The following is a 22,597-nucleotide window of genomic DNA, read 5'->3' on the forward strand; positions in this document are numbered from 1 at the left end:
GCACGGGCGCGGGATGTCCGAACGGTCTGGCATCCCGCGCCCGGATCATCACGAGAGGTGATGGATGGGCGACATCCTCAGCAAGTACGACATCTTCGGGGCGTTCTGGGTCACGATCCAGCTCTCGGTGCTCTCAGCGATCGGCGCGCTGGTCCTCGGGACCATCGTGGCGATCCTCAGGGTTTCGCCCGTGAGGATCCTTCGACTGCTCGGCACGTCCTACGTCAACGTCTTCCGCAACACGCCTCTGACGTTGCTCATGGTCTTCAGCATCCTCGGGCTCTCCTTCATCCTGGGGATCAACCTGTCGCAGGACCTCTCCCGTAACGCCTATCTCTGGGCTGTCGTGGTGCTGTCCGTCTACCACGCGGCCTTCGTCTGCGAGGCCTTGCGCAGTGGCGTCAACACCGTTCCGGCCGGTCAGGCCGAGGCTGCGCGTGCCATCGGGCTCACCTTCGGGCAGTCGTTGCGCGAGGTCCTGCTTCCGCAGGCCTTCCGCGGCGCGGTGGCACCGCTGGGTTCGGTCCTCATCGCCCTCATCAAGAACACGACGGTTGCGGCGGTCATCCTCGGCACGTCGGAGGCGGCGGGTCTGCTCGCCAAGATCACCGAGAACGAGGGCGCCAGCCTGCCGACCTTCTTCCTGTTCGCGCTCGGTTTCGTGATCCTCACGCTGCCGTTCGGGATCCTGTTCACCCATCTCTCCCAGCGTCTGGCGGTGAAGCGATGAGCTCCGAGATCGTGCTTTTCGACGCGCCCGGCCCCAAGGCCCGGCGGCGTCACTCCATCCTCACCGTGGTCGGTGTCGTGGTCGCCCTCACCCTCGTCTGGCTGGTCGTGCGAAAGATGGGCGAGGCCAACCAGCTCGAGGGTTACATGTGGACGCCCTTCGTCAACGACCCCGAGGTGTGGACGCAGTACCTCCTGCCCGGTCTCTGGGGAACGGCGAAGGCCGCGGCGCTCTCGGTCGTGTTCGCCGGCATCTTCGGGATCGTCTTCGGCATGGCGCGCCTGTCGTCGAACAGGTGGATCAGCATCCCGGCAGGCGTCGTCGTGGAGTTCTTCCGCTCGGTGCCGGTGCTCATCATGATGGTCTTCGCCTACTTCGGATACTTCGCCACGAGCGACCTCGTCTCCGCCCAGACAGCGCCGTTGGCTGCCGTGGTGCTGGCGTTGACGCTCTACAACGGCTCGGTCATCGCCGAGCTGGTCCGTTCCGGCGTCTTCAGCCTGCCGAAGGGCCAGAGCGAGGCCGGCCTGTCAATCGGACTCTCGCCCGGCCAGACGCTGCGATCCATCCAGCTGCCCCAGGCCCTGACGGCCATGCTGCCCGCGCTCGTCGGCCAGCTCGTCGTCGTGCTCAAGGACAGCGCGCTCGGCGTCGTCATCACCTACCCGGAGCTGCTCAACGCCGCAAAGACCCTCGGCTCCGCCTACGCCAACACGGTCCCGGCCTACCTCGTGGCAGCGCTGATCTTCATCGCCATCAACTACCTGCTCACGCGGTTGGCCCGAGCCGTGGAGGGCTGGCTCAAGCGACGTGGCGGGTCCCACCGCGCCGCTGGAACCCCGGACGCCGAGATCACCGACCTCGAGGTCGGCTCAGGTGTCGGCACCGGCGGCGGGCGCTGACCTCGACGTCAACGAGAAGGGCCCCGACACCAGGTGTCGGGGCCCTTCTCGTTCGGTGCTCCCCCGATTGGACTCGAACCAATAACCTGCCGGTTAACAGCCGGCTGCTCTGCCAATTGAGCTACAGGGGAATGCTGCTGCGCAACCATAGCAAAGCATTCGCGCGGACACGAAATCGGGTGCGGCGCCTCGGAATCGGCGCGTCGCAGGGGGCCTCGGACGTCCCCCTCCGGACCGTCAGAGGCCCACTTCGGCACGCAGGCGTGCCAGCCGCTGGGCCGCCTCGCGCGCCACGTCGGGGTCCGTGAGGTCGGCACCCTTGCCGGGCACCGTCTGCTCGACGAGGGCCCCCGTGGCGAGGTCCTGGCGGATGACGACGCGCACAGTGCGACGGCCTGCGGTACGGAACTCGTCGGCGAGCACGACACTCGCCTGCAGGCGCTCGCGCAGCGCCTGCTGCAGCAGCGAGGGCTCGGTGACGCGCCACCGCGCGGGTTGCCCGCGGTCGACCCACGTCACGGTGAGGGTCGAGGTCTCGCCCTGCCACGTGCCGCTCTCGGCCTCGTGCCACGGCCGGCTCCACACGAGGCCGTCGGTGCCGACGAAGGCAAGGTGGTGGGTCGTCGCGACGACGTGGCCGCCCGACTGCTCGTCGCGCGCCCAGGCGAGCACCTTGGCCCCGCCTCCGAGCGGCACGGCCGCGCGGACGTCAGCGGGCAGCGCCGGCCGGCGCCGCCGTTCGAAGAGTGCCATCAGCCCATCCCTGCCTTGATCGCGGCCAGCTCCCGTTGGAGCGTCTGCAGCTGGATGCCGAGCTCGCGGGTGCGCTCGGGCTCCGGCGTCTCGGCGTGGTCGAGTCGGCGCATCTCGCTCATGGCGTCGGCGATCCGGCGCGTCAGCGCGATGGTGCGCACCCGGTCGAAGAGTTCGTCGACGTAGCGCGACGTCGGCAGGCCGGTGTTGGGGTCCATCCGGGTCGGCAGGGTGTCGACGGCGAGCTCGCTCACGAGGCCCGCGACCGGGGATGGCGCGGCCTCGGTCACCGCGGAGGTCCAGGCGCGCGCGTTGCCCTTGTCGCCGCTGTGGTGGGCGATCCGGATGCCGTCGAAGACCGCGCGGTGGGCCTGCGCGGAGAAGGAGTCGGGCGTCAGCAGGTCGATGGCGCCGGGCTTGAACACCGTGGGGAACTGGAGCAGCACCTGGAGCAGCTGCCGCTCGGCGAGCACGACGGGGTCGCGGCGGTCCGGCATCGGCATGCCGGCGTGGTCGGCCGCGGTGGGCTCGGCGTCGTCGCGGCCGTTCCGGTCACCTCGCGCGTCCTCCTCGACCTTGATCTTGCCGGCCCGGGACACCTCGGTGGCGACCTGCTCGACGTCGAGTCCGAGCATGCCCGAGACCTCACGGGTGTACTCCGGGCGGAGCGACTGGTCGCGGATCGAGGCGATGATGGGCGCGACGGCGCGCACCGCCTGGATGCGGCCCTCGGCGGTCGCGACGTCGAAGCGCTTGATCGTCGTGCGCACCGCGAACTCGAACATCGGCACGGCGTCCTCGATGAGCGCCTGCACGGCCGGGTCTCCCCCGGCCTGACGCAGCTCGCACGGGTCCTTGCCCGACTTCTCGACGGCGACGAAGGACTGCGAGGTCCACTTCTCGTCGTCGGCGAAGGCGCGCATGGCGGCCTTCTGCCCGGCGGCGTCACCGTCGAAGGTGAAGATCACCTTGGCCGGCGCGAGGCCGGCCTCGTCGCGCATGAGGCGCCGCAGCGTCTTGATGTGGTCGGCGCCGAACGCCGTGCCGCACGTCGCGACGGCCGTCTCGACGCCGGCGAGGTGGCACGCCATGACATCGGTGTAGCCCTCGACGACGACGGCCTGGCGCCCCTGCGAGATCTTCTTCTTCGCAAGGTCGAGGCCGTAGAGCACGGTCGACTTCTTGTAGATCGGCGTCTCGGAGGTGTTGAGGTACTTCGCCTCGATGCGGTCGTCGTCGAAGATGCGGCGGGCGCCGAAGCCGACCGTGTCGCCGGTGATGTCGCGGATCGGCCACACGAGCCGGCCGCGGAAGCGGTCATAGAGCCCGCGGGCGCCGCGGCCGGCGATGCCGCCGGTGACGAGCTCGTCGTCGGTGAAGCCCTTGGCGCGCAGGTGGCGCACGAGGTCCTCGCCGCCGCGCGGCGCGAAGCCGATGCCGAACTGCTTGACGTGCTCGCTGTTGAAGTCGCGGGCGCGCAGGAAGTCACGGGCCGTGCGGGCGGCCTGGCTGCCGAGGAGCAGCTCGGTGTAGTACTCCTCGGCGACACGGTGGGCCTCGATGAGGCGGCTGCGCCGGCCGAGACCCTCCTCGCGGGGCCGGTCGCCGTTCTCGTAGCGCAGCTCTATGCCGAGCTTCTGGGCGAGCCGCTCGACGGCCTCGGAGAAGGTCAGGTGGTCGACCTTCTGCACGAACGAGATGACGTCGCCGCCCTCCTGGCACCCGAAGCAGTGCCAGGCGCCCACGGCGGGACGGATGTTGAACGACGGGGTCTTCTCGTCGTGGAAGGGGCACAGGCCCTTGAGCGAGCCGGGGCCGGCGGAGCGCAGGGTCACGTGCTCGCGCACGACGTCCTCGATGGACGAACGCGCCTTGACCGCCGCGATGTCCTCGCTGTTGATCAGCCCCGCCATCTGCCTCCTGTCGCTGCGGGTGATTCTAGGTGCTCGCCGGTCGGCCCCTCGTCACCGGCACCACTGGCTGTGGAGGGCGAGGGCGCGCACGTCGGTCAGTGAGGCCACCTGGTCGACGACGACACGCAGCCGCTCCCCGTCGTCGCAGGCCGCTGCGTGGTCGGCCTGGAAGGCAGCGTCCAGGCGCTCCTCGGGCGACACGGCATACGCCTCCACGAGGGCACGGACGACGTCACGCTGGCCCGACATGACCGACAGGCGCTCCTCGGTCGTCATGACGAAGTGGTTGGCGATCGCCTTGAGCACGGAGCACTCGGCGCGCGTGTCGTCGGGGACGACGAGGTCGGCCTCGAATCGGCACAGCTCACCCGGCCCGTGCCGCTCCCGGGTCGCCTGCTCGACGACGAGCACGAAGTGGCCGATGAGCCGGCTCGTCATGTCCTTGAGGCGCGCCAGGTCACCACGGGAGCCGTCGTATGCCGTGGGCATCGCTCCCGAGGCCAGCAGGCGTTCCAGCGCGGCCCCCAAGGCGTCGGCACCGAGGTCGGGGGCGTAGGTGCGGCCGGCCACGTCGATGACGTCGGCCATGTCGCGCGAGTGGAGCACCCGCGGGTCGATCCAGCCGGACGCGATGGCGTCCTCGACGTCGTGGACGGAGTAGGCGACGTCGTCGGACCAGTCCATGACCTCGGCCTCGAGGCACCGGTTGCGGGGCTCGGCGCCCTCGCGGATCCAGGCGAAGACGGGCAGATCGGAGGGGTAGACGCCGAACTTCCTCGTCTCGTAGGAGCCGTCGCCGCGCCCCCAGGGGTACTTCGTCGTGGCATCGAGACTCGCCCGGGTCAGGTTGAGACCGGCCGAGGTGCCGTCGGCGTGAGCCCGCTTGGCCTCGAGCCTCGTGAGCAGGCGCAGGGTCTGCGCGTTGCCCTCGAATCCCCCGATGTCCGAGGCGATCTCGTCGAGCACGGTCTCGCCGTTGTGCCCGAACGGCGGGTGCCCGAGGTCGTGCGAGAGGCACGCCGTGTCGACGACGTCGGCGCTGCAGCCGAGCGCCGCGCCGAACTCGCGCCCGATCTGCGCCACCTCGAGCGAGTGCGTCAGCCGGTTGCGGACGAAGTCGTCGTGGCCGGGCGCCAGCACCTGCGTCTTGGCGGCGAGGCGGCGCAGGGACGACGAGTGCACGACCCTGGCCCGGTCCCGGGCGAAGTCGTCACGGTCGGCGCGCTTCTGGGCAGGGTCCTCTGCGACCCAGCGCTCCCGGTCCCGATCCTGATAGCCCACACCGGAACTCTATGCGGCGCGATCGAACCGACCGCGACGCCGCACCCGTGGCGCATACTGCAGAGATGGAGCCGCTCAGGCTTCCAACCTCAGGAGCACGCCATGGGCGACAAGTCACCGAAGTCCCACATGTCCACGAAGGCCAGATCGCTCAAGGAGAAGCGTGCCGACAAGCACGCGAAGTCCGCCGCCAAGGACCACACGGAGATCATCCCGCCCAAGACCAAGCGCTGACGGCGAGCTGGCCACCTCCGCTCAGCCGAGCTCGGCCTGAAGGCGTCGCACCCAGGCCGGCTCGGTGCCGTAGCGCTGCGTCTTGATGAGGCGCAGGTTGGCGCAGTCCTCGACGAGCTCGGCCATCCGCCTGTCGCGCGTCGACTCCTGCTTGGCGGTGAGGACCCAGTTGGTCGCGATCTTGCGGTACGACGGCGTGGCGCCGTCCCAGAACGCTGCGGCGCGCTCGTGGACGCGCAGCAGCGCCTCGTAGTCGTCGGACCACACGAGCTCGCGGTTCTCGTAGGCGTAGACCCCGGAGCGGTCGGCCCGGCGCCTCTCGAAGGCCGCCAGACCGGCCGGGTGCATGCGCCCGGCCGCCGTCAGCTCGGCCACCGCGTCGATGTTGATCGTGCTCCAGTTGCTGCCCGGTTTGCGCGGCGTCCACCGCTGGCGCACGGCGTCCTCGTCGATGCGCTGCGCCATCGAGTCGATCCAGCCGAAGCAGAGCGCCTCGCGCACGGCCTCGGCCCACTGCAGCCCACGGGGCTCGACGTGCTTCTTGTGCAGCCCCATCCACAGCTCCGTGGCGCTCTCGTGGTGGACCTCGAGCCAGGCCCGGAAGTCGTCGGCATCGTCGAAGAAGGTCGCGGGCCGCTCGGCCGATCCGCCCTGTCGCATACCCCGATCCTGCCACCGGCCACCGACGCCGCGGCAGACGCTGGGAGGATCGACCCGTGACCGACCGCATCGTCCTCGCCGCCCGCAACAACGCCCTCTGGTGCGACGCCGTCGCGCGTTCGCACGGCGTGGCGTGCACGACCGACGACGTGGCGTGGACCGCGTCGACGCGCACGCCGCCCTACTACCCCGACGCCGTGACGCTGTCGCCGGACGCCGGGGAGTACGACGTGCTGGCCCGCATCGACGACTCGGACGGCTGCTCCGTCAAGGACTCGTGGTCCCGGCTCGACCTGTCGATGGAGGACTTCGCGCGCCTCGTCGTCGGCGAGTGGGTCTGGCTCGACCCGTCGGTCGCGTCGACCCGGCTGGCCGCCGACAGCCGCTGGCAGCGCCTCACGACGCCTGCCGAGATGGCGGAGTGGGTGCGCGGCTGGGCGAGCGACCCCGACGCCGAGGCCATCCTGCGCCCGTCGCTGCTCGACGAGCCGGGCGTCCACGTCCTCGGCGCACGGGCCTCGGACGACCCGGCATCACCGATCGTCACCGGTGCGATCGTCAACGTGACCGGCGAGGTGGCGGGCCTCGGCAACGTCTTCGCCCGCGACGGCGACGTCGAGAGGGCCTGGAGCGCGGCCGCGGCCGCGGCGCGGACCGTCACCGGCGGCACACCCCTCGTCGGCTGGGAGGCCGGCGCGAGCGTCGACGCCGCGGTGGCCGCGGGGTGCGAGCGGCTCGGGCCGCTCAGCGTCTGGCTGAAGTGAGGCTCAGCCGCCGCTGACCGACAGCTCGGCCTCGGCGATGGTGCGGCGGTGCTCCTCGGACAGCTCTCGGGACTCGAGCCAGCGGTCGGGCAGTGCCACGGTGCGCGAGGAGCCCGCGCGACCGCGCTGGCCCTCGGCAGCCTCGCCCGGCCACGGCGCGTCAGGGTCGAGCGTGGCGAGCAGCTCGTCGAGCGCAGCCATCGAGTCGACGAGCGCGAGCGAGTTGCGGATCGTCGAGCCCGCCGGGAATCCCTTGAGGTACCAGGCGATGTGCTTGCGGATGTCGCGGCAGGCGCGCTCCTCCTCGCCGTAGAAGTCGCAGAGGTATGCCGTGTGCTTGCGCAGCGTCTCCGAGACCTCTCCCAGCGTGGGCGTGACCCGAGCCGAGGTGCCGGCGAAGGCCGCCGCGAGGTCGGTGAAGAGCCACGGGCGACCGAGGCAGCCGCGCCCGACGACGACGCCGTCGCAGCCCGTCTCGCGGACCATGCGCAGGGCGTCCTCGGCGGACCAGATGTCGCCGTTGCCGAGCACCGGGATGCTCGTCACGGTCTCCTTGAGCATCCGGATGGCGCTCCAGTCGGCCGTGCCGGAGTAGGCCTGCGACGCGGTGCGCCCGTGCAGCGCGACCGCAGCGACGCCCTCGGCCTCGGCCGTCAAGCCCGCGTCGAGGAAGGTGAGGTGCTCGTCGTCGATGCCCTTGCGCATCTTGACGGTCACGGGGATGTCGCGCTTGGCGCCCTCCTCGACGACGGCGCCGACGATGGCCTTGAAGAGATCCTTCTTCCACGGCAGGGCGGACCCACCGCCCTTGCGGGTGACCTTGGGCACCGGGCAGCCGAAGTTGAGGTCGATGTGGTCGGCACGGTCCTCGGTGACGAGCATCCGTGCGGCGGCGCGCGCCGTCGCGGGGTCGACGCTGTAGAGCTGGATCGAGCGCGGGTTCTCGTCGGGGTCGTGCTCGATGAGCCGCATCGACTCAGGCGTCCGCTCGACGAGCGCGCGCGAGGTGATCATCTCGCTGACGTAGAGGCTCGTCGCGCCGCTCGCGCCGCCGATGGCCCGCCCCTCGTTGCCGTACTCGCGGCAGAGGCGGCGGAAGGCGCGGTTCGTGATGCCGGCCATCGGCGCCAGCACGACGGGTGAGCCGATGACGTGGCGGCCGATGCGCAGCGGCGGCAGCACGGCGCCCGGGGTGTCGGTCACGGGGGTCATCACGTCGGTCACGCGCTCGATTGTCCCCGATCAGGCGCGCGAGGCCGAATCGGCGACGGCCCGGGCGAAGCGCAGGAGGGCGTCGGCGAAGGCCTCCGGCTGGTCGAGGTTGGCGAAGTGGCTCGCGCGCGGAACGATCTCGACGCGGGCGCCGGGGCAGGCCCGCAGGTAGGCCCTGGCACCGACGCGGAACTGGTCGAACCGTCCGTTGAGGAGCAGCACCGGACAGTGCACGCCGCGCAGCATGGCGGGCCTGCAGTGCGCCATGACCTCGCGCCACGCGGCGGCGGTTGGCGTGAAGTAGTAGCCGCCGGCGATGACCGGGTCGACCCGCTCGGCCGGGTAGAGCCGGTGCAGCACGCGGTCGTTGACGCGCGTCATGCGCTCCGGGCCGAGCCGATCGGTCAGCGCCGCGACGCCGCGGTAGATCGCAGCACCCGGCCCGGTCGGGGTGGCGCTCGCCCCGGCGAGGACGAGGCCGTCGAGCGCGTCGGGGTGCGACGCGGCATACGCCATCGCGGCGTACCCGCCCAGCGAGTGGCCGACGAGGACGACGGGCACGCCCCCGGGGACCGCCCGCACGGCGTCGTCGATGACCTCGACGCAGCGGGCGAGCGTGAACTCCTCGGTGGCACGCGCGCCGTGGCCCGGGAGGTCGACGAGCGTCAGGTCGACGTGGTCGCGCAGCAGCGGCACCTGGGGCGCCCACTGGGTGCTCGACAGGCGCGACCCGTGCACGAGGACCAGGTGAGCACGCACACCGCGAGGATGCCACGATGGCCCGGTGACCCACCTCATCCGCGCAGACGAGCTCGCCCACGAGATCGAGGACGTCGTCGTCCTCGACGTCCGGTGGGCGCTGACCACGGCGAACACCCCTGCCGGCCGGGCCGACTACGACGCCGGCCACGTGCCGGGCGCCTTCTTCGTCGACCTGGACGCCGAGCTCGCGGCTCCCCCGGGCAAGGGTGGGCGCCACCCGCTGCCCGACCCCACCGTCGTCCAGGCGCTGCTGCGCCGGGCGGGGATCACCGAGCACACCCGGGTCGTCGTGTACGACGGCAAGGAGTCGTATGCCGCCGCGCGGGCCTGGTGGGTGCTGCGCTGGGTGGGGGTGTCCGACGTCCGTGTCCTCGACGGCGGGTATGCCGCCTGGCTGGCCGCAGGGCTGCCCGTCTCCACCGAAGAGCCCCCGGACCGGCACGGCGACGTCGTCGTGCGGCCGGGCGCCCTGCCGACGCTCGACGCCGACGGCGCGGCTGCGCTGGCGCGCGACGGCCTGCTCCTCGACGCGCGGGCCCCGGAGCGCTACGCCGGAGAGACCGAGCCGATAGACCCGGTCGCGGGCCACGTCCCCGGCGCCGTCAACAGCCCCACCACGGCGTGGGTCACGGACGACGGGACGTTCCGCCGCGACCTGGCCGAGCACTGGGCCGCAGTCACCGAGGGCGTCGACCCCGGCGACGGACGGGTCGGCGTCTACTGCGGGTCGGGCGTCACGGCAGCCCACGAGATGCTCGCGCTCGCCGAGCTCGGGATCGACACCGTGCTCTACCCCGGTTCGTGGAGCGAGTGGATCCGCGACCCCGCGCGCCCGGTCGCCCTGGGTCACCAGCCCGGCTGACCGTCGCGCACGGGCGCGATCACTGCCCGAGAAAGACCCTGACGCGGACGCTCGGCCGGGGCGGTATCTGACGTGCGCCTACCGGTCTCGACGACCCAGCGCACGCTCGGCTGCCGCGCGCACCGACACGTCGGCGTCGTCGAGCAGCCGGACCGCTGCCGCCGTGTGCTCCGAGTCCCCCATCGCACCGAGGACCCGCGCCGCGGCCGCACGCACTCGTGGCACCGCGTCGTCGACGAGCGCGAGGCACGCGTCGGCCGCGCCCGCGACCTCCCAGCGGCCAGCCACCTTGGCGCATATCTCTCGCACCCGCCACGCCGGATCGCCCAGTCCGGCAACGACATCCACGCTGCACTGCTCGTCCCAGACGTAGAGCAGGGTCCGCGCCGCCCAGACCCGTGCCCAGTACGCCGTCCGCTCGTCGAGAAGGTCCGGTGCGCCCCAGCCGTCCACCACGGCGCCACCGACCCAGCGCGGGTCCGGGTCGGCCGGGTCTCCCCAGGATGCCCGCCCCGCGAGGAGGTCGGCGCACCACGCGGTCAGCGCGTCGTCGCCCAGGGCGTCGGCCGCGGCACGCGCGCGATCCCCGGGCGTAGCCCGCAGCACGTCGTCCTCGACCACAGACGCAGTATGCCGCCCGCCCGGGTGGGCGGACGGCATACGTCAGCGGTCTGTTCGGAGGCTCAGCAGCCGATGAGGCGCTGCGCGAGGTAGCCCTCGACCTGGTCGAGCGCGACTCGCTCCTGCGCCATCGAGTCGCGCTCGCGGATCGTCACGGCGTGGTCCTCGAGGGTGTCGAAGTCGACCGTGATGCAGAAGGGCGTGCCGATCTCGTCGTTGCGGCGGTAGCGCTTGCCGATGGCGCCGGCGTCGTCGAAGTCGATGTTCCAGTGCTTGCGCAGGGTCGCCGCGAGGTCGCGCGCCTTGGGCGAGAGGTCGGCGTTGCGCGAGAGCGGCAGCACCGCGGCCTTGACCGGCGCGAGGCGCGGGTCGAGGCGCAGCACGACGCGCTTGTCGACGCCGCCCTTGGTGTTGGGCGCCTCGTCCTCGTGGTACGCGTCGACGAGGAAGGTCATGAGCGAGCGCGACAGTCCGGCCGCCGGCTCGATGACGTACGGCGTGTACTTCTCGCCCGTCTGCTGGTCGAAGTAGACGAGGTCGGTGCCCGAGTGCAAACTGTGCGTCGACAGGTCGAAGTCGGTGCGGTTGGCGATGCCCTCGAGCTCGCCCCACTCGGACCCGGCGAAGCGGAAGCGGTACTCGATGTCGACGGTGCGCTTCGAGTAGTGCGAGAGCTTCTCGGGGGCGTGCTCGTAGTGGCGCAGGTTCTCGGGGTTGATGCCGAGGTCGACGTACCACTTGGTGCGCTCCTCGAGCCAGTACTGCAGCCACTCCTCGTCCTCGCCCGGCTTGACGAAGAACTCCATCTCCATCTGCTCGAACTCACGCGTGCGGAAGATGAAGTTGCCCGGCGTGATCTCGTTGCGGAAGCTCTTGCCGGTCTGGGCGATGCCGAACGGCGGCTTCTTGCGCGAGGCCTGCATGACGTTGTTGAAGTTGACGAAGATGCCCTGGGCCGTCTCGGGGCGCAGGTAGTGCAGGCCCGACTCGTCCTCGATGACGCCGAGGTAGGTCTTGAGCATCATCTGGAAGTCACGGGGCTCGGTCCACTGGCCCTTGGTGCCGCAGTCGGGGCACACGATCTCGGACATCGGCACGGTGTCCGGGTCCTCGATGCCCTTCTTCTCGGCGTACGCCTCCTGCAGGTGGTCCTGGCGGCGGCGCTTGTGGCAGCTGAGGCACTCGACCAGCGGGTCGGTGAAGGTGCCGACGTGGCCCGAGGCGACCCACGTCTCGCGCGGGAGGATGATCGAGGAGTCGAGGCCGACGACGTCGTCGCGGCTCGTGACCATCGACTTCCACCACTGGCGGCGGATGTTCTCCTTGAGCTCCACGCCGAGGGGGCCGTAGTCCCAGGCAGACCTGGTGCCTCCGTAGATGTCACCGCTCGGGAAGACGAAGCCCCTGCGCTTGCAGAGGCTGACGACGGTGTCCACGATGGATGTCTGCTTGGCCATGCGGGACAGGTTATCGGGCCGGCGCCAGTACTTTGCCACGCGTCCGGTGTATGCCGTGGCGTCCCCTAGGCTCGTCGAGTGGCCCTGAGCTTCCGTTCCCGTCTCGAGCACGCCTCCGTCCCCTGGGTGGAGCGGCTCAACGCCGTCCCGCGTCCCGTCGGGCTGGGCGTGCTCGTCGTCCTGCTCGCCGTCGGCATCCTCGCCCCGCGACCGTGGGGTGGCATCGCCTTCCTGCTCGTCGCGGCCTTCGTGGCCTGGCTCCTCTTCCTGACGTGGCAGCGCCTGACGATGCCCGAGCGGCTGATGCGCACGGCCGTCCTCGTGCTCGCCGTGGCGGTCGCAATCGTGAGGATCGTCCCGGGCGGCTGACTGGGCCGTGACGACGCAGTGGCGCTCGTCGCGAGAACGGTTTTGACAATCATTCTCAGTTTGAGAATGATGGTGGTCATGACCTCCCCTCCTGCGCGCCGCACCCTGTCGGCCGTCGTCGCCGCGACCGCCCTGGTGCTCAGCACCGCCGCCTGCGGCAGCGACTCCGGCTCCGGCTCCGGCGCGGCCGACGGGTCGGTGGTGACGTCGTTCTACCCCCTCCAGTTCGCGACTCAGCAGATCACGGGCGGGAAGCTGCCGGTGACGGTGCTGACCAAGCCCGGCGCCGAGCCCCACGACCTCGAGCTGGCGCCCCAGGACATCGGGGGCATGACGAAGGCACGCCTCGTCGTCTACTCCGACGGGTTCCAGCCGGCCGTCGACGAGGCCGTCGGGCTCGTCGACGCCTCGAAGGTGCTCGACGTCGCCGACGTCGCGAAGCTCGTGCCGGCAGCCGCCGACGGGGCCGACCACGAGGCCGAGTCGGGCGAGTCGGCCGAGTCGGCCGATGCGAGCGCCGGGCACGACGAGCACGACCACGGCGCCGACGACCCCCACTTCTGGCTCGACCCCTCGCGCTACGCCGCCGTGGCGCAGGCCATCAGTGCGCGCCTGTCGAAGGACGACTCTGCGAACGCCGCGACGTACGCGAAAAACACCGCGCAGTTCGTCGAGAAGCTGTCCGCGCTCGACGACGAGATGCGGGTCGGCCTGCGCCAGTGCCGGGTCAAGGAGCTCGTCACCAGCCACGCCGCCTTCGGCTACCTCGCATCCCGCTACGGTTTCCAGCAGCGCGGCATCACCGGCGTCTCCCCCGAGGCCGAGCCGAGCGCCGCGGCCCTCAAGGCGGTCGGGGACCTCGTCAGGTCCACCGGCGTCACCACGATCTACCAGGAGACCCTCGTGGAGCCGCACTTCGCGGAGACCGTCGCGAGCTCGACGGGCGCCGAGGTCAAGACCCTCGACCCCATCGAAGGCATCACGACGGAGTCGGCCGGCGCCGACTACTTCGAGGTGATGCGGAGCAACCTCTCCACCCTCCGCGTCGGTCAGGAGTGCTCATGAGATCGGCAGCCCTGGTCCCCCTCGACCCGGCAGCGGCCGACGAGGTCGTGAGCCTGCGTGGTGCGAGCTTCGGCTACGGCGACGGAGCCGTCCTCAGTGACGTCGACCTGTCCATCCGCAAGGGCGAGATCGTCGCGATCGTGGGCCCCAACGGCTCGGGCAAGTCGACGCTGATGAAGGGCCTGCTCGGCCTCAACGAACGCGTCGCCGGCACCGTCACGCTCTTCGGCACCGACAGCGCCGACTTCCACGACCGGGCCCGGCTCGGCTACGTGCCCCAACGGCATACGCTCTCGGCCTCTGTCAGGGCCACGGCCGAGGAGATCGTCGCGACCGGACGGCTCCCCCGCATCGGCTGGCTCGGGCGGCTGCGCGCCACCGACCGGCAGATCGTGGCCCGCTCGCTCGACGTCGTCGGCCTGGCCGACCGCGCCGCCACCGAGGTGAGCACGCTCTCCGGCGGCCAGCAGCGACGTGTCCTCATCGCGCGTGCTCTTGCCGGGCAGCCCGAGGTCCTCATCATGGACGAGCCCACCGCGGGCGTCGACGCCGCGAACCAGCACGTGCTCGCCGACGTGCTGGACCGGCTCGTCGAGCGCGACGTCACCATGGTCATCGTCACGCACGAGCTCGGGGCGCTCGAGCGGCTCCTGACGCGCATCGTCGTCGTCGACGGCGGACGCATCCGCTTCGACGGCACACCCGCCGCCTACCTCGCCCAGCGCGCCGACGTGCACCACGACCACGACAGCCACCACCACGACCTCGAGCTCAGCCATCGCGCCTCGCTGGCGCAGGGCCCGCTCGACGCCACCCCGAACGACAGGAGACGACCGTGATCGACCTGCTCTCCGTCGACTTCATGCAGCGGGCGCTCATCGCCGCCCTGCTCGTGGGCACCGTCGCACCGATGGTCGGGATCTTCCTCGTCCAGCGACGGCTCTCGCTCATCGGCGACGGCATGGGCCACGTGGCCCTGGCCGGCGTCGCGATCGGTCTCGTCTCCGGCACCGCGCCGGTGCTGACCGCGCTCGTGGCCGCGGTCATCGCCGCCGTCGTCATCGAGCTGCTCCGCGCCCGGGGCCGCACCAACGGCGACGTCGCCCTGGCCGTCATCTTCTACGGCGGCATCGCCGGCGGCGTCGTCATCATCAGCAAGTCCTCCAGCGGCACGCCGGCGAACCTCATGAAGTACCTCTTCGGGTCGATCCTCACGACCCAGCGCACCGACCTCTATGTCTTCGCGGGTCTGGCGCTGCTCATCTCCCTCACCACCTGGGCCCTGCGCCCGCGCCTCTTCGCGGTGGCCAACGACGAGGAGTACGCCCGCGCCGTCGGCCTGCCGGTGCTGCCGCTCAACATCGTGCTGGCCGTGCTCACCGCGACCACCGTGGTCGTCGCGATGCGGGTGGTCGGGCTGCTCCTCATCAGCGCGCTCATGATCGTGCCCAACGCTGCGAGCCAGCTCGTCGCGAAGTCCTTCAGCGGAGGGCTGCGGTGGGCGATCGCCTTCGGCCTCGTCTCCTCGGTCGGCGGCGTCGCACTGTCGTACCCGCTGGACACGCCGTCGGGCGGCACCATCGTGCTGCTCGCTGTGGCGCTCTTCGTCGTCACCGCGGTCGTCACCGGCGTCATGGCGAGGGTCGGCGGCAGGAGGCACGACGTCGCCGAGACGCACCCGCACGAGCACGGCGCCGAGTGCGGCCACCCCGCCGTCACCCACGGGGACCACGTCGACTACGTCCACGACGGGCACCTGCACGCCGCCCACGAGGGGCACTACGACGAGCACGGCGTGCACCACGCTGGCGTGCCCGAGCCAGCCGGCACGACATCCGGCCCACCCGCCGCGACATCCGGCCCGACGACTGGCCCGACATCCGGCCCGACCACAGGAGCGAGACCATGACGAGCGGCACCAATTCCTCCGCGCCCTCACGCAAGCCGACCCGCCAGCAGGCCGCCGTCGCCGAGCTGCTCGAGCGCTCCGACGACTTCACGTCGGCGCAGACGGTGCACGCGCGGCTGCGCGAGGCAGGTGCCGGGGTCGGCCTGGCCACCGTCTACCGGGCGCTGCAGTCGATGGTCGACGCCGGCACGGTCGACGTGCTGCGCACCGACGACGGCGAGGCCGTCTACCGCGCGTGCTCGACGCACCACCACCACCACCTCGTGTGCCGCAGCTGCGGTCGCACCGTCGAGGTCGAGGGACCTGCGGTCGAGAAGTGGGCCGACAAGGTGGCGAGCGAGCACGGCTACACCGGCGTCACGCACACCCTCGAGATCTTCGGCACCTGTGCCGACTGCACCGCCGCCGACGCCTGACGCCCCCCGCCCTCTCAACCGAACGCCGCGTTCGGTCTCGAAAGCCGTGCTCCAACAGCGCGTTCGAGACCGAACGCGGCGTTCGGTCTGTTCAGGCAGATGAGCGGCGGGTCAGGTGGCGTCAGGGGGTGGGGGTCGGGGTGTCGACCGCGCCGCCGTAGCGGCGGTCGCGCGCGACGTACTCCTCGATCGCGGCCCAGAGGTCACGGCGGTCGTAGTCCGGCCACAGCTGGTTCTGGAAGACCATCTCGGCGTACGCCGACTGCCACAGCAGGAAGTTGCTCGTGCGCTGCTCGCCTGAGCTGCGGACGAAGAGGTCGACGTCCGGCATCGTCGGCTCGTCGAGGTAGCGCTTGATCGTCTTCTCGTCGACCGACCCCGGGCGCAGCCGACCGTCCTTGACGTCGTGGGCGATCCGCTGAACGGCGTCCGCGATCTCGGCGCGTCCGCCGTAGTTGACGCAGAAGTAGAGCGTGAGCCCGGTGTTGTGCTGGGTCAGCTCCTGGGCGACCTCGAGCTCCTTGATGACCGAGCGCCACAGCCGCGGCGCGCGCCCGACCCAGCGCATGCGGACTCCCCACTCGTGCAGCTGGTCGCGGCGCCGACGGATGACGTCGCGGTTGAAGCCCATGAGGAAGCGGACCTCGTCGGGTGAGCGGCGCCAGTTCTCCGTCGAGAAGGCGTACGCCGACAGGTGGGTCACGCCGACGTCGATGGCGCCGGCGACGACGTCGAGGAGCGAGGCCTCCCCCGCCTCGTGACCCTTGGTCCGAGGCAGACCTCGGGCGTTGGCCCAGCGGCCGTTGCCGTCCATGACGATCGCGACGTGCTTGGGCATCAGCTCGGCCGGGATGACCGGGGCCGTCGCGCCGGACGGGTGCGGGAAAGGCTTGGCGTACATGGGTCTCCGGTCGGTCGGGATCGGGTTCGCTTGCGGCTCAGGCGGTCTGGGGCTGCTCAGGCACGCTCGACGAGGCGCAGCGAGCGGAGCCCTCGTTCGATGTGCCACTGGAGGAACGCGGACACCATGCCGTTGCCCTGGCGCCGGTGCCGCTCGTCGCTCGCGTCGGCGACGCCCCAGTCACCGGTGAGCAGTGAGGCGAGCAGCTCGAAGGTCTCCGGTGCGGGCGCGCTCGACCCGGGCGGACGGCATACGGAACAGACGGCGCCACCGGCCTGCACGTTGAACGCGCGGTGCGGACCCGGCGCGCCGCACCTGGCGCAGTCGACGAAGCTCGGCGCCCAGCCGGCGACGGCCAGCGAACGCAGCAGGTAGGCGTCGAGGACGAGGCCGGGGTCGTGGGAGCGCTCGGCGAGCGAGCGGAGCGCCCCGGCGAGCAGGAGGTACTGCTGGGTCTGCGGCTCGTGCTCCTCGGTGAGCTGCAGGGCCGTCTCGAGCATCGAGGTCGCGCACGTGTAGGCCGTGTAGTCGCGCGCGATCGCGTCGCCATAGGGCGCGAGCGTCTCGACCTGTGTCACCGTGTCGAGGTTGCGCCCCTCGTAGCACTGCACGTCGACGACCATGCCGGGCTCGAGCCGGGAGCCGAAGCGCGACTTCGTGCGCCGCACGCCCTTGGCGACGGCGCGGACCCGGCCCCGCGTGCGCGTCAGCATCGTGATGATGCGGTCGGCCTCGCCCAGCTTGTGGGTGCGCAGGACGATCGCCTCGTCACGGTAGAGGGGCATGGACTCATTCTCCCCCTCCGCGCCACCGCCGCCGCACCGCACGCGCCGGTGCGTGACTACGGGACGGGAATCGAGTCCGACAGTCGAACACGCGTTCGACTCCGTGGGCTATCGTGGGGTCATGGACCTCTCTCTCCAGGGTTCGCTCCTCGACCTCACGGACGCGATGACACTGCGCGACGTCGGCGCGGGGAAGACCCGTCACCAGCTGACCCGCGGCGCGTGGGTCGACGTGCGCCCGGGCTGGCTCGCTGCCGGTGACGAGCTCTTCACGGCCTTGCTGCGCGACGTGCCGTGGCACGCCGAGCGCCGCCAGATGTACGACTCGGTCGTCGACGTGCCCCGGCTGACGAAGTTCTACGGGGCCGGCGAGACGCTCCCCCACCCGATGCTCGTCGAGGCCCGTGAGGCGCTGAGCCGCCACTACGCGCCGGAGCTCGGCGAACCCTTCGTCACCGCCGGGTTGTGCCTCTACCGCGACGGACGCGACAGCGTCGCCTGGCACGGCGACCGGATCGGCAGGTCCCGCGACAGCGACACCATGATCGCCATCCTCTCGCTCGGGTCGGCACGCACGCTCGCCCTGCGACCCCGGGACGGTGGCTCCATCCCCGGCTCGACGGCAAAGAGCTTGCGCTATCCCCTCGGGCATGGTGACCTCGTCGTGATGGGCGGCTCGTGCCAGCGGACGTGGGACCATGCGGTCCCGAAGACGTCCGAGCCGATGGGACCGCGCATCTCCGTGCAGTTCCGCGTACCCGGCGTTCGCTGACAGGAGACTCTCGTATGCCGTTCAGCCGCTCAGGTGGCCCCCTGCCCTTCCTCGACCACCTCGCGGCCGACTCGGCGCGCTTCCGGGAGGTCCTCGCGACCGCACCCGCTGACGCGCGCGTCCCCTCGTGCCCCGAGTGGGATGCCGACGACCTGCTGTGGCACCTCGGCGGCGTGCAGTGGTTCTGGGGCGAGATCGCCGAGCGCGGGCTCACCGACGAGGACGAGGTCGACGCGATGAACGACACGCGCGAGGAGCGCCCCTCGGACCGCGCCGGGCTGCTCGCCTTCTTCGACCGCGCGAGCGAGCGACTGCAGCGCCAGCTGGCGGCGCTGCCGCCTCAGACCCCGCTCTGGATGTGGTCCGACGACAAGAGTGCCGGCTACATCCGGCGCCGTCAGGCCCACGAGGCGCTGATCCACCGGCTCGACGCCGAGCTCACCGTCGGCGCGCGCACCCCGATCGACTGCCGGCTCGCGGCCGACGGCATCGACGAGGCGCTGCGCATCATGCGGGGCCACGAGCCCGACCCGGACCTGACGCACGTCCCGGTCTCCACGCCCGTCACCATCGCCACCGTCGATGCCATGCACGCGTGGACCGTGACCCCCGTGCGGATCACCGGCACCTGGAACGGCCGCGAGATCGACGTGCAGCGCTTCCTCGTCAGAGACGGACCGGATGCAGCGGCGACCGCCGAGATCAGCGGGTCAGCCGCCGACATCGACTGCTGGCTGTGGAACCGCCCGACAGAGGGCGAGATCGTCCGCGACGGGGACGCAGCGGCCCTCTCGGCGGTCGACGCGGTGCTCGCCGACTCGATCGACTGATCGCTGCCTCGGTGCCGGGGCTCAGCGCGCGCGGCGTCCGAGCCGCGGCAGCGAGGCGTGCACCATCGCGGCCAGCGCCCCGACGAGGGGGACGAACGCGAACAGGTAGCGCGAACGGCCCTGCAGCACCAACGTGAACGCCGCGATGCCGAGCACGGACGCAGCGACGAGCAGGGTCTCGCGGCGGTACGGCGCGCGGAGCAGCCCCAGCCCGGCCACGAGCAGGACGGCGAGCCACAGTGCCTGGGTGAGGTCGGCGCGCAGCTGGTAGCCGGCGCCCTGGAAGCCGTTGAGGTCGTGGACGATCCCGGTGACGCCCGTCGCCGGCGCGAGGGTGCCGGGCAGCGAGTCCGGCCCCTCGCCCCAGGCCCAGAACATCCCGTCGCCCCAGTTCCACGCCGCCTTGTTGCCGTAGAAGGCGAGGGTGCCCCCGAGGCCGCGCTCGGCCCATCGGTCGCCGAGGAAGTCGGCGGCATACGCCCTCATCTCGTCCGGGGTGCGGCCGGTGACGGCATCGACCATGTCCCGCGAGTAGGCGCCGTAGTTGACGACGCCGCTCGACGCGCGCTGCTCGTCGGCACCCAGGGCCACCCACCACAGGACCGGAGGTGTCACCGAGGGGTCGATGCGCGAGGAGTCGACGCCGGCCACGGTGGCTGCCGCAGTCGAGAGCCCGGTGCCGAGGGCGACGAAGGCCACGGCAGACGCGGCGCAGGCGACGATGACCCCGACCCGCCTGCCGGGGGTGAGGTCGTGGTCGAACATCGCGACGACGGCTGTCAGCACCGCCGCGATGGCGATGACGACCGGCGTCGTCTTGATGGCGTAGGCGATCGACACCGACACGATGGCGAGCAGCCACAGGACCGCCCGGCCGGTGCGCGGACGCGGGGTCAGCGCCCGGACGGCGAGGGCCACTCCCCCCACGACGAACGGCATGGCGTAGAAGTCGGTGTAGGGCACGGCGAGCCAGGGGCTCGTGCCGACGAGCAGCAGCGTCACGAGCTGCGCGACGACGGCAGGCCCGCGGCCCGCAACCTGCACGACGAGGAGGTGCACGGCATACAGCGTCGCGGCCACGCAGATGCCGTTCAGCGGGATGAGGATTGCGTCCGGCGCGAGCGAGAACGCCTGTGCCACAGCGGCGCCCATGCGATCTATGGCGAGCAACGGCAGGTTGTTGGGGTAGAGCGAGAGGTAGTCGTAGTCAGCCGGGCTGAGCGGACGGCCGGCCTGCAGCGCCCGGGCAATGTCCAGCACGACGCGCGCGTCCCACCCGTAGTGGTAGCGCGTCATGAGGCCGATGACGGTGGCCACCGCGCCCCCGCCGACAGCCACGACGGCCGGCGTCCAGCGGCTCTTGGCCCAGCGCGGGAGCCGGAGCGCGGCGGCGAGCAGGACGAGCGCGACGGTGACGGGCACGACCACCTGCCAGCGGTGCGCGACGTTGACCGCCCGCGGCGCGACGAGCCCCACGACGGCGACCGCGACGAGCGAGACCCCGGCCAGTCGAAGTAGCACTCGACCGACCGGGGACTCCATGGCGCCAGACGCTACCCCACCGAAGTGGGCGCCCGATCGGACGTCTGCTCAGGCCTTGGGGACGCTGTCGCGCTCGGCCCGGTTGACCGCCGAGACGATGGCCTTGATCGAGGCCGTGACGATGGACGGGTCGACCCCGACGCCCCAGAGGACCCGGTCGCCGACCGCGCACTCGACGTAGGCCGCGGCGCGGGCGTCACCACCCGCGGACAGGGCGTGCTCGGCGTAATCCAGGACGCGCACGTCGGGCGTCCCCTCGACGGTCGAGAGCGCGTCGACGAAGGCGGCGATCGGGCCGTTGCCCGTCCCGGTGATCGTCAGGGACTCGGAGCCGTCGCGCACCGTGGCCTCGATGGTGCTGGCGCCGTCGACGGTCGAGTCCGTGACGACGTTGACGAGCTCGAACCGGCCCCAGGCGCGCGTCGGGTCGGGCAGGTACTCGTCCTGGAAGCGCGACCACAGCTCGGCGGGAGCGACCTCGCCGCCGTCCTGGTCGACGCCGCGCTGGACGACACCGGAGAACTCGATCTGCAGCCGGCGCGGCAGGTCCATCTGGTGCTCGGTCTTCATGATGTAGGCGACGCCGCCCTTGCCGGACTGGCTGTTGACACGCACGACGGCCTCGTACGAGCGGCCGAGGTCGTGCGGGTCGATCGGCAGGTAGGGCACTCCCCAGACGAGGTCGTCGATGCTCGTGCCCTTCTCCTTGGCCTCGGCGGCCATCGCCTCGAAGCCCTTCTTGATGGCGTCCTGGTGCGAGCCGGAGAAGGCCGTGAAGACGAGGTCGCCGCCGTAGGGGTGGCGCTCCCCCACCGGCAGCTGGTTGCAGTACTCGACAGTGCGACGCACCTCGTCGATGTCGCTGAAGTCGATCTGCGGGTCGATGCCCTGGCTGAAGAGGTTCATCCCGAGCGTGACGAGGCAGACGTTGCCGGTGCGCTCGCCGTTTCCGAAGAGGCAGCCCTCGATGCGGTCGGCGCCGGCGAGGTAGCCGAGCTCGGCCGCCGCGACGCCCGTGCCGCGGTCGTTGTGCGGGTGCAGGCTGACGACGATCGACTCGCGACGCTCGAGGTGGCGGATCATCCACTCGATCGAGTCGGCGTAGACGTTGGGCGTCGCCATCTCGACGGTGGCCGGCAGGTTGACGATGATCTTGTGGTCGGGCGTCGGGTCGATGACGTCGACGACCGCGTTGCAGATCCGCATCGCGAAGTCGAGCTCGGTGCCGGTGTAGGACTCGGGCGAGTACTCGTAGTAGATCGTCGTGTCAGGGATCGTCTCCTCGAGCTTCTTGCACAGCCGCGCCGCCTGGACGGCGATGTCGATGATGCCGTCCTGATCGAGGCCGAAGACGACCTTGCGCTGCAGCGCCGACGTCGAGTTGTAGAAGTGGACGATGGCCTGCTTGCTGCCGCGGATCGCGTCGTAGGTGCGCTCGATGAGGTGGTCGCGGCACTGCGTCAGCACCTGGATCGTCACGTCGTCGGGGATGTGGCCGCCTTCGATGAGCTCCCGACAGAAGTCGTAGTCGGTCTGGCTCGCGGACGGGAAGCCGACCTCGATCTCCTTGTAGCCCATCTTGACGAGCAGCTGGAACATCCGCAGCTTGCGCTCGGAGTTCATCGGGTCGATGAGCGCCTGGTTGCCGTCGCGCAGATCGACGGCGCACCAGCGGGGCGCCTGCTCGATGCGCTTCGTGGGCCACGTGCGGTCCGGGAGCTCGAAGGGGATCTGCTCGTGGAACGGGACGTACTTCTGGAACGGCATTCCCGACGTCTGCTGGGGGTGGATCATCGCTGCACTCTCTTCGTCTGCGTTTCGCTCGGTGTCCGGCCGGACACGAGGAACTCCGCGACG

24 protein-coding genes and 1 tRNA gene are annotated in these 22,597 nt (G+C 71.2%); 12 read left to right on the forward strand and 13 right to left on the reverse strand.

Annotated features, from left to right (window positions below; genetic code table 11):
* The first annotated feature begins 64 nt into the window (after positions 1-64).
* Together U5C87_RS17945 and U5C87_RS17950 are read left to right on the forward strand one after the other, a co-directional pair.
* Positions 65-730: an amino acid ABC transporter permease gene (locus U5C87_RS17945; protein WP_030146451.1), complete on the forward strand. Its 666-nt coding sequence runs from the start codon at positions 65-67 to the stop codon at positions 728-730.
* Entirely contained in the window at positions 727-1,632 is a 906-nt protein-coding gene (locus U5C87_RS17950; RefSeq protein ID WP_330473855.1) for an amino acid ABC transporter permease, read from the forward strand. Before U5C87_RS17945 ends, U5C87_RS17950 begins: the two co-directional genes overlap by 4 nt.
* A 58-nt stretch (positions 1,633-1,690) precedes the next feature.
* On the opposite strand, the gene U5C87_RS17955 is transcribed toward U5C87_RS17950, so the two are convergent.
* The 4 genes from U5C87_RS17955 to U5C87_RS17970 all read right to left on the reverse strand — a co-directional run bounded on the left by U5C87_RS17955 (position 1,691) and on the right by U5C87_RS17970 (position 5,579).
* Positions 1,691-1,763: transfer RNA gene (locus tag U5C87_RS17955), tRNA-Asn, on the reverse strand.
* Between the two features lie 106 nt (positions 1,764-1,869).
* Positions 1,870-2,385, reverse strand: a complete 516-nt coding sequence (locus U5C87_RS17960) for a hypothetical protein (RefSeq protein WP_330473856.1) — start codon at positions 2,383-2,385, stop codon at positions 1,870-1,872.
* Positions 2,385-4,298 carry a DNA primase gene (gene dnaG, locus U5C87_RS17965; RefSeq protein ID WP_330473857.1) on the reverse strand — a complete coding sequence of 638 codons (1,914 nt, stop codon included), beginning with the start codon at positions 4,296-4,298 and terminating at the stop codon, positions 2,385-2,387. The genes U5C87_RS17960 and dnaG overlap by 1 nt, the downstream gene beginning before the upstream one ends.
* Before the next feature lie 51 nt (positions 4,299-4,349).
* On the reverse strand, positions 4,350-5,579 hold the full coding sequence (locus tag U5C87_RS17970) for a deoxyguanosinetriphosphate triphosphohydrolase (RefSeq protein WP_330473858.1): 1,230 nt from the start codon (positions 5,577-5,579) through the stop codon (positions 4,350-4,352).
* Between the two features lie 102 nt (positions 5,580-5,681).
* Between U5C87_RS17970 and U5C87_RS17975 the strand changes: the two genes are divergently transcribed.
* Positions 5,682-5,813 carry a hypothetical protein gene (locus U5C87_RS17975; protein ID WP_330473859.1) on the forward strand — a complete coding sequence of 44 codons (132 nt, stop codon included), beginning with the start codon at positions 5,682-5,684 and terminating at the stop codon, positions 5,811-5,813.
* A gap of 21 nt (positions 5,814-5,834) precedes the next feature.
* On the opposite strand, the gene U5C87_RS17980 is transcribed toward U5C87_RS17975, so the two are convergent.
* On the reverse strand, positions 5,835-6,473 hold the full coding sequence (locus U5C87_RS17980) for a YdeI/OmpD-associated family protein (protein WP_330473860.1): 639 nt from the start codon (positions 6,471-6,473) through the stop codon (positions 5,835-5,837).
* Between the two features lie 56 nt (positions 6,474-6,529).
* On the opposite strand from U5C87_RS17980, the gene U5C87_RS17985 reads away from it, so the two are divergent.
* Entirely contained in the window at positions 6,530-7,237 is a 708-nt protein-coding gene (locus U5C87_RS17985; protein ID WP_330473861.1) for a hypothetical protein, read from the forward strand.
* A gap of 3 nt (positions 7,238-7,240) precedes the next feature.
* Here U5C87_RS17985 and dusB read toward each other — a convergent pair whose 3' ends face one another.
* Positions 7,241-8,449, reverse strand: coding sequence for a tRNA dihydrouridine synthase DusB (gene dusB, locus U5C87_RS17990; protein ID WP_330476714.1), 1,209 nt, complete (start codon positions 8,447-8,449; stop codon positions 7,241-7,243).
* 30 nt (positions 8,450-8,479) lie between these two features.
* The gene (locus tag U5C87_RS17995) at positions 8,480-9,208 is read right to left on the reverse strand and encodes an alpha/beta fold hydrolase (RefSeq protein WP_330473862.1); all 729 of its coding nucleotides are present in this window, start codon (positions 9,206-9,208) and stop codon (positions 8,480-8,482) included.
* Between the two features lie 25 nt (positions 9,209-9,233).
* Between U5C87_RS17995 and U5C87_RS18000 the strand changes: the two genes are divergently transcribed.
* Complete coding sequence (locus U5C87_RS18000) at positions 9,234-10,073, forward strand: sulfurtransferase (RefSeq protein ID WP_330473863.1); 840 nt, start codon at positions 9,234-9,236, stop codon at positions 10,071-10,073.
* A gap of 78 nt (positions 10,074-10,151) precedes the next feature.
* Here U5C87_RS18000 and U5C87_RS18005 read toward each other — a convergent pair whose 3' ends face one another.
* The gene (locus U5C87_RS18005) at positions 10,152-10,694 is read right to left on the reverse strand and encodes a HEAT repeat domain-containing protein (protein WP_330473864.1); all 543 of its coding nucleotides are present in this window, start codon (positions 10,692-10,694) and stop codon (positions 10,152-10,154) included.
* Between the two features lie 62 nt (positions 10,695-10,756).
* Positions 10,757-12,151 carry a glycine--tRNA ligase gene (locus U5C87_RS18010; protein WP_330473865.1) on the reverse strand — a complete coding sequence of 465 codons (1,395 nt, stop codon included), beginning with the start codon at positions 12,149-12,151 and terminating at the stop codon, positions 10,757-10,759.
* A 78-nt stretch (positions 12,152-12,229) separates the two neighbouring features.
* Here U5C87_RS18010 and U5C87_RS18015 point away from each other — a divergent pair, with 78 nt between their 5' ends.
* From U5C87_RS18015 to U5C87_RS18035, 5 genes are all read left to right on the forward strand, one after another.
* Positions 12,230-12,520, forward strand: coding sequence for a DUF6703 family protein (locus U5C87_RS18015; RefSeq protein WP_030146463.1), 291 nt, complete (start codon positions 12,230-12,232; stop codon positions 12,518-12,520).
* Positions 12,521-12,598: 78 nt separating this feature from the next.
* Positions 12,599-13,585, forward strand: coding sequence for a metal ABC transporter substrate-binding protein (locus U5C87_RS18020; RefSeq protein ID WP_330473866.1), 987 nt, complete (start codon positions 12,599-12,601; stop codon positions 13,583-13,585).
* Positions 13,582-14,424 (forward strand): metal ABC transporter ATP-binding protein, encoded by an 843-nt coding sequence (locus tag U5C87_RS18025; RefSeq protein WP_330473867.1) that lies wholly within the window; start codon positions 13,582-13,584, stop codon positions 14,422-14,424. Before U5C87_RS18020 ends, U5C87_RS18025 begins: the two co-directional genes overlap by 4 nt.
* Positions 14,421-15,494, forward strand: a complete 1,074-nt coding sequence (locus U5C87_RS18030) for a metal ABC transporter permease (protein WP_330473868.1) — start codon at positions 14,421-14,423, stop codon at positions 15,492-15,494. Before U5C87_RS18025 ends, U5C87_RS18030 begins: the two co-directional genes overlap by 4 nt.
* A complete protein-coding gene (locus U5C87_RS18035; RefSeq protein ID WP_330473869.1) occupies positions 15,491-15,910 on the forward strand; it encodes a Fur family transcriptional regulator in 420 nt (139 codons plus the stop codon). Before U5C87_RS18030 ends, U5C87_RS18035 begins: the two co-directional genes overlap by 4 nt.
* A 121-nt stretch (positions 15,911-16,031) precedes the next feature.
* On the opposite strand, the gene U5C87_RS18040 is transcribed toward U5C87_RS18035, so the two are convergent.
* Complete coding sequence (locus tag U5C87_RS18040) at positions 16,032-16,811, reverse strand: isoprenyl transferase (protein ID WP_330473870.1); 780 nt, start codon at positions 16,809-16,811, stop codon at positions 16,032-16,034.
* A 56-nt stretch (positions 16,812-16,867) separates the two neighbouring features.
* Positions 16,868-17,596, reverse strand: a complete 729-nt coding sequence (gene recO, locus U5C87_RS18045; RefSeq protein ID WP_030146469.1) for a DNA repair protein RecO — start codon at positions 17,594-17,596, stop codon at positions 16,868-16,870.
* Positions 17,597-17,717: 121 nt separating this feature from the next.
* Between recO and U5C87_RS18050 the strand changes: the two genes are divergently transcribed.
* Positions 17,718-18,368 (forward strand): alpha-ketoglutarate-dependent dioxygenase AlkB, encoded by a 651-nt coding sequence (locus U5C87_RS18050; protein ID WP_330473871.1) that lies wholly within the window; start codon positions 17,718-17,720, stop codon positions 18,366-18,368.
* A gap of 14 nt (positions 18,369-18,382) precedes the next feature.
* Positions 18,383-19,198 (forward strand): maleylpyruvate isomerase family mycothiol-dependent enzyme, encoded by an 816-nt coding sequence (locus U5C87_RS18055; protein WP_330473872.1) that lies wholly within the window; start codon positions 18,383-18,385, stop codon positions 19,196-19,198.
* Between the two features lie 21 nt (positions 19,199-19,219).
* Here U5C87_RS18055 and U5C87_RS18060 read toward each other — a convergent pair whose 3' ends face one another.
* A complete protein-coding gene (locus tag U5C87_RS18060; protein ID WP_330473873.1) occupies positions 19,220-20,740 on the reverse strand; it encodes a hypothetical protein in 1,521 nt (506 codons plus the stop codon).
* Positions 20,741-20,788: 48 nt separating this feature from the next.
* Positions 20,789-22,534 carry a 2-isopropylmalate synthase gene (leuA, locus tag U5C87_RS18065; protein ID WP_330473874.1) on the reverse strand — a complete coding sequence of 582 codons (1,746 nt, stop codon included), beginning with the start codon at positions 22,532-22,534 and terminating at the stop codon, positions 20,789-20,791.
* Positions 22,535-22,597: the final 63 nt, after the last annotated feature.

This window comes from Terrabacter sp. C0L_2 (assembly GCF_036352015.1).
Taxonomy (GTDB): Bacteria; Actinomycetota; Actinomycetes; order Actinomycetales; family Dermatophilaceae; genus Terrabacter; species Terrabacter tumescens.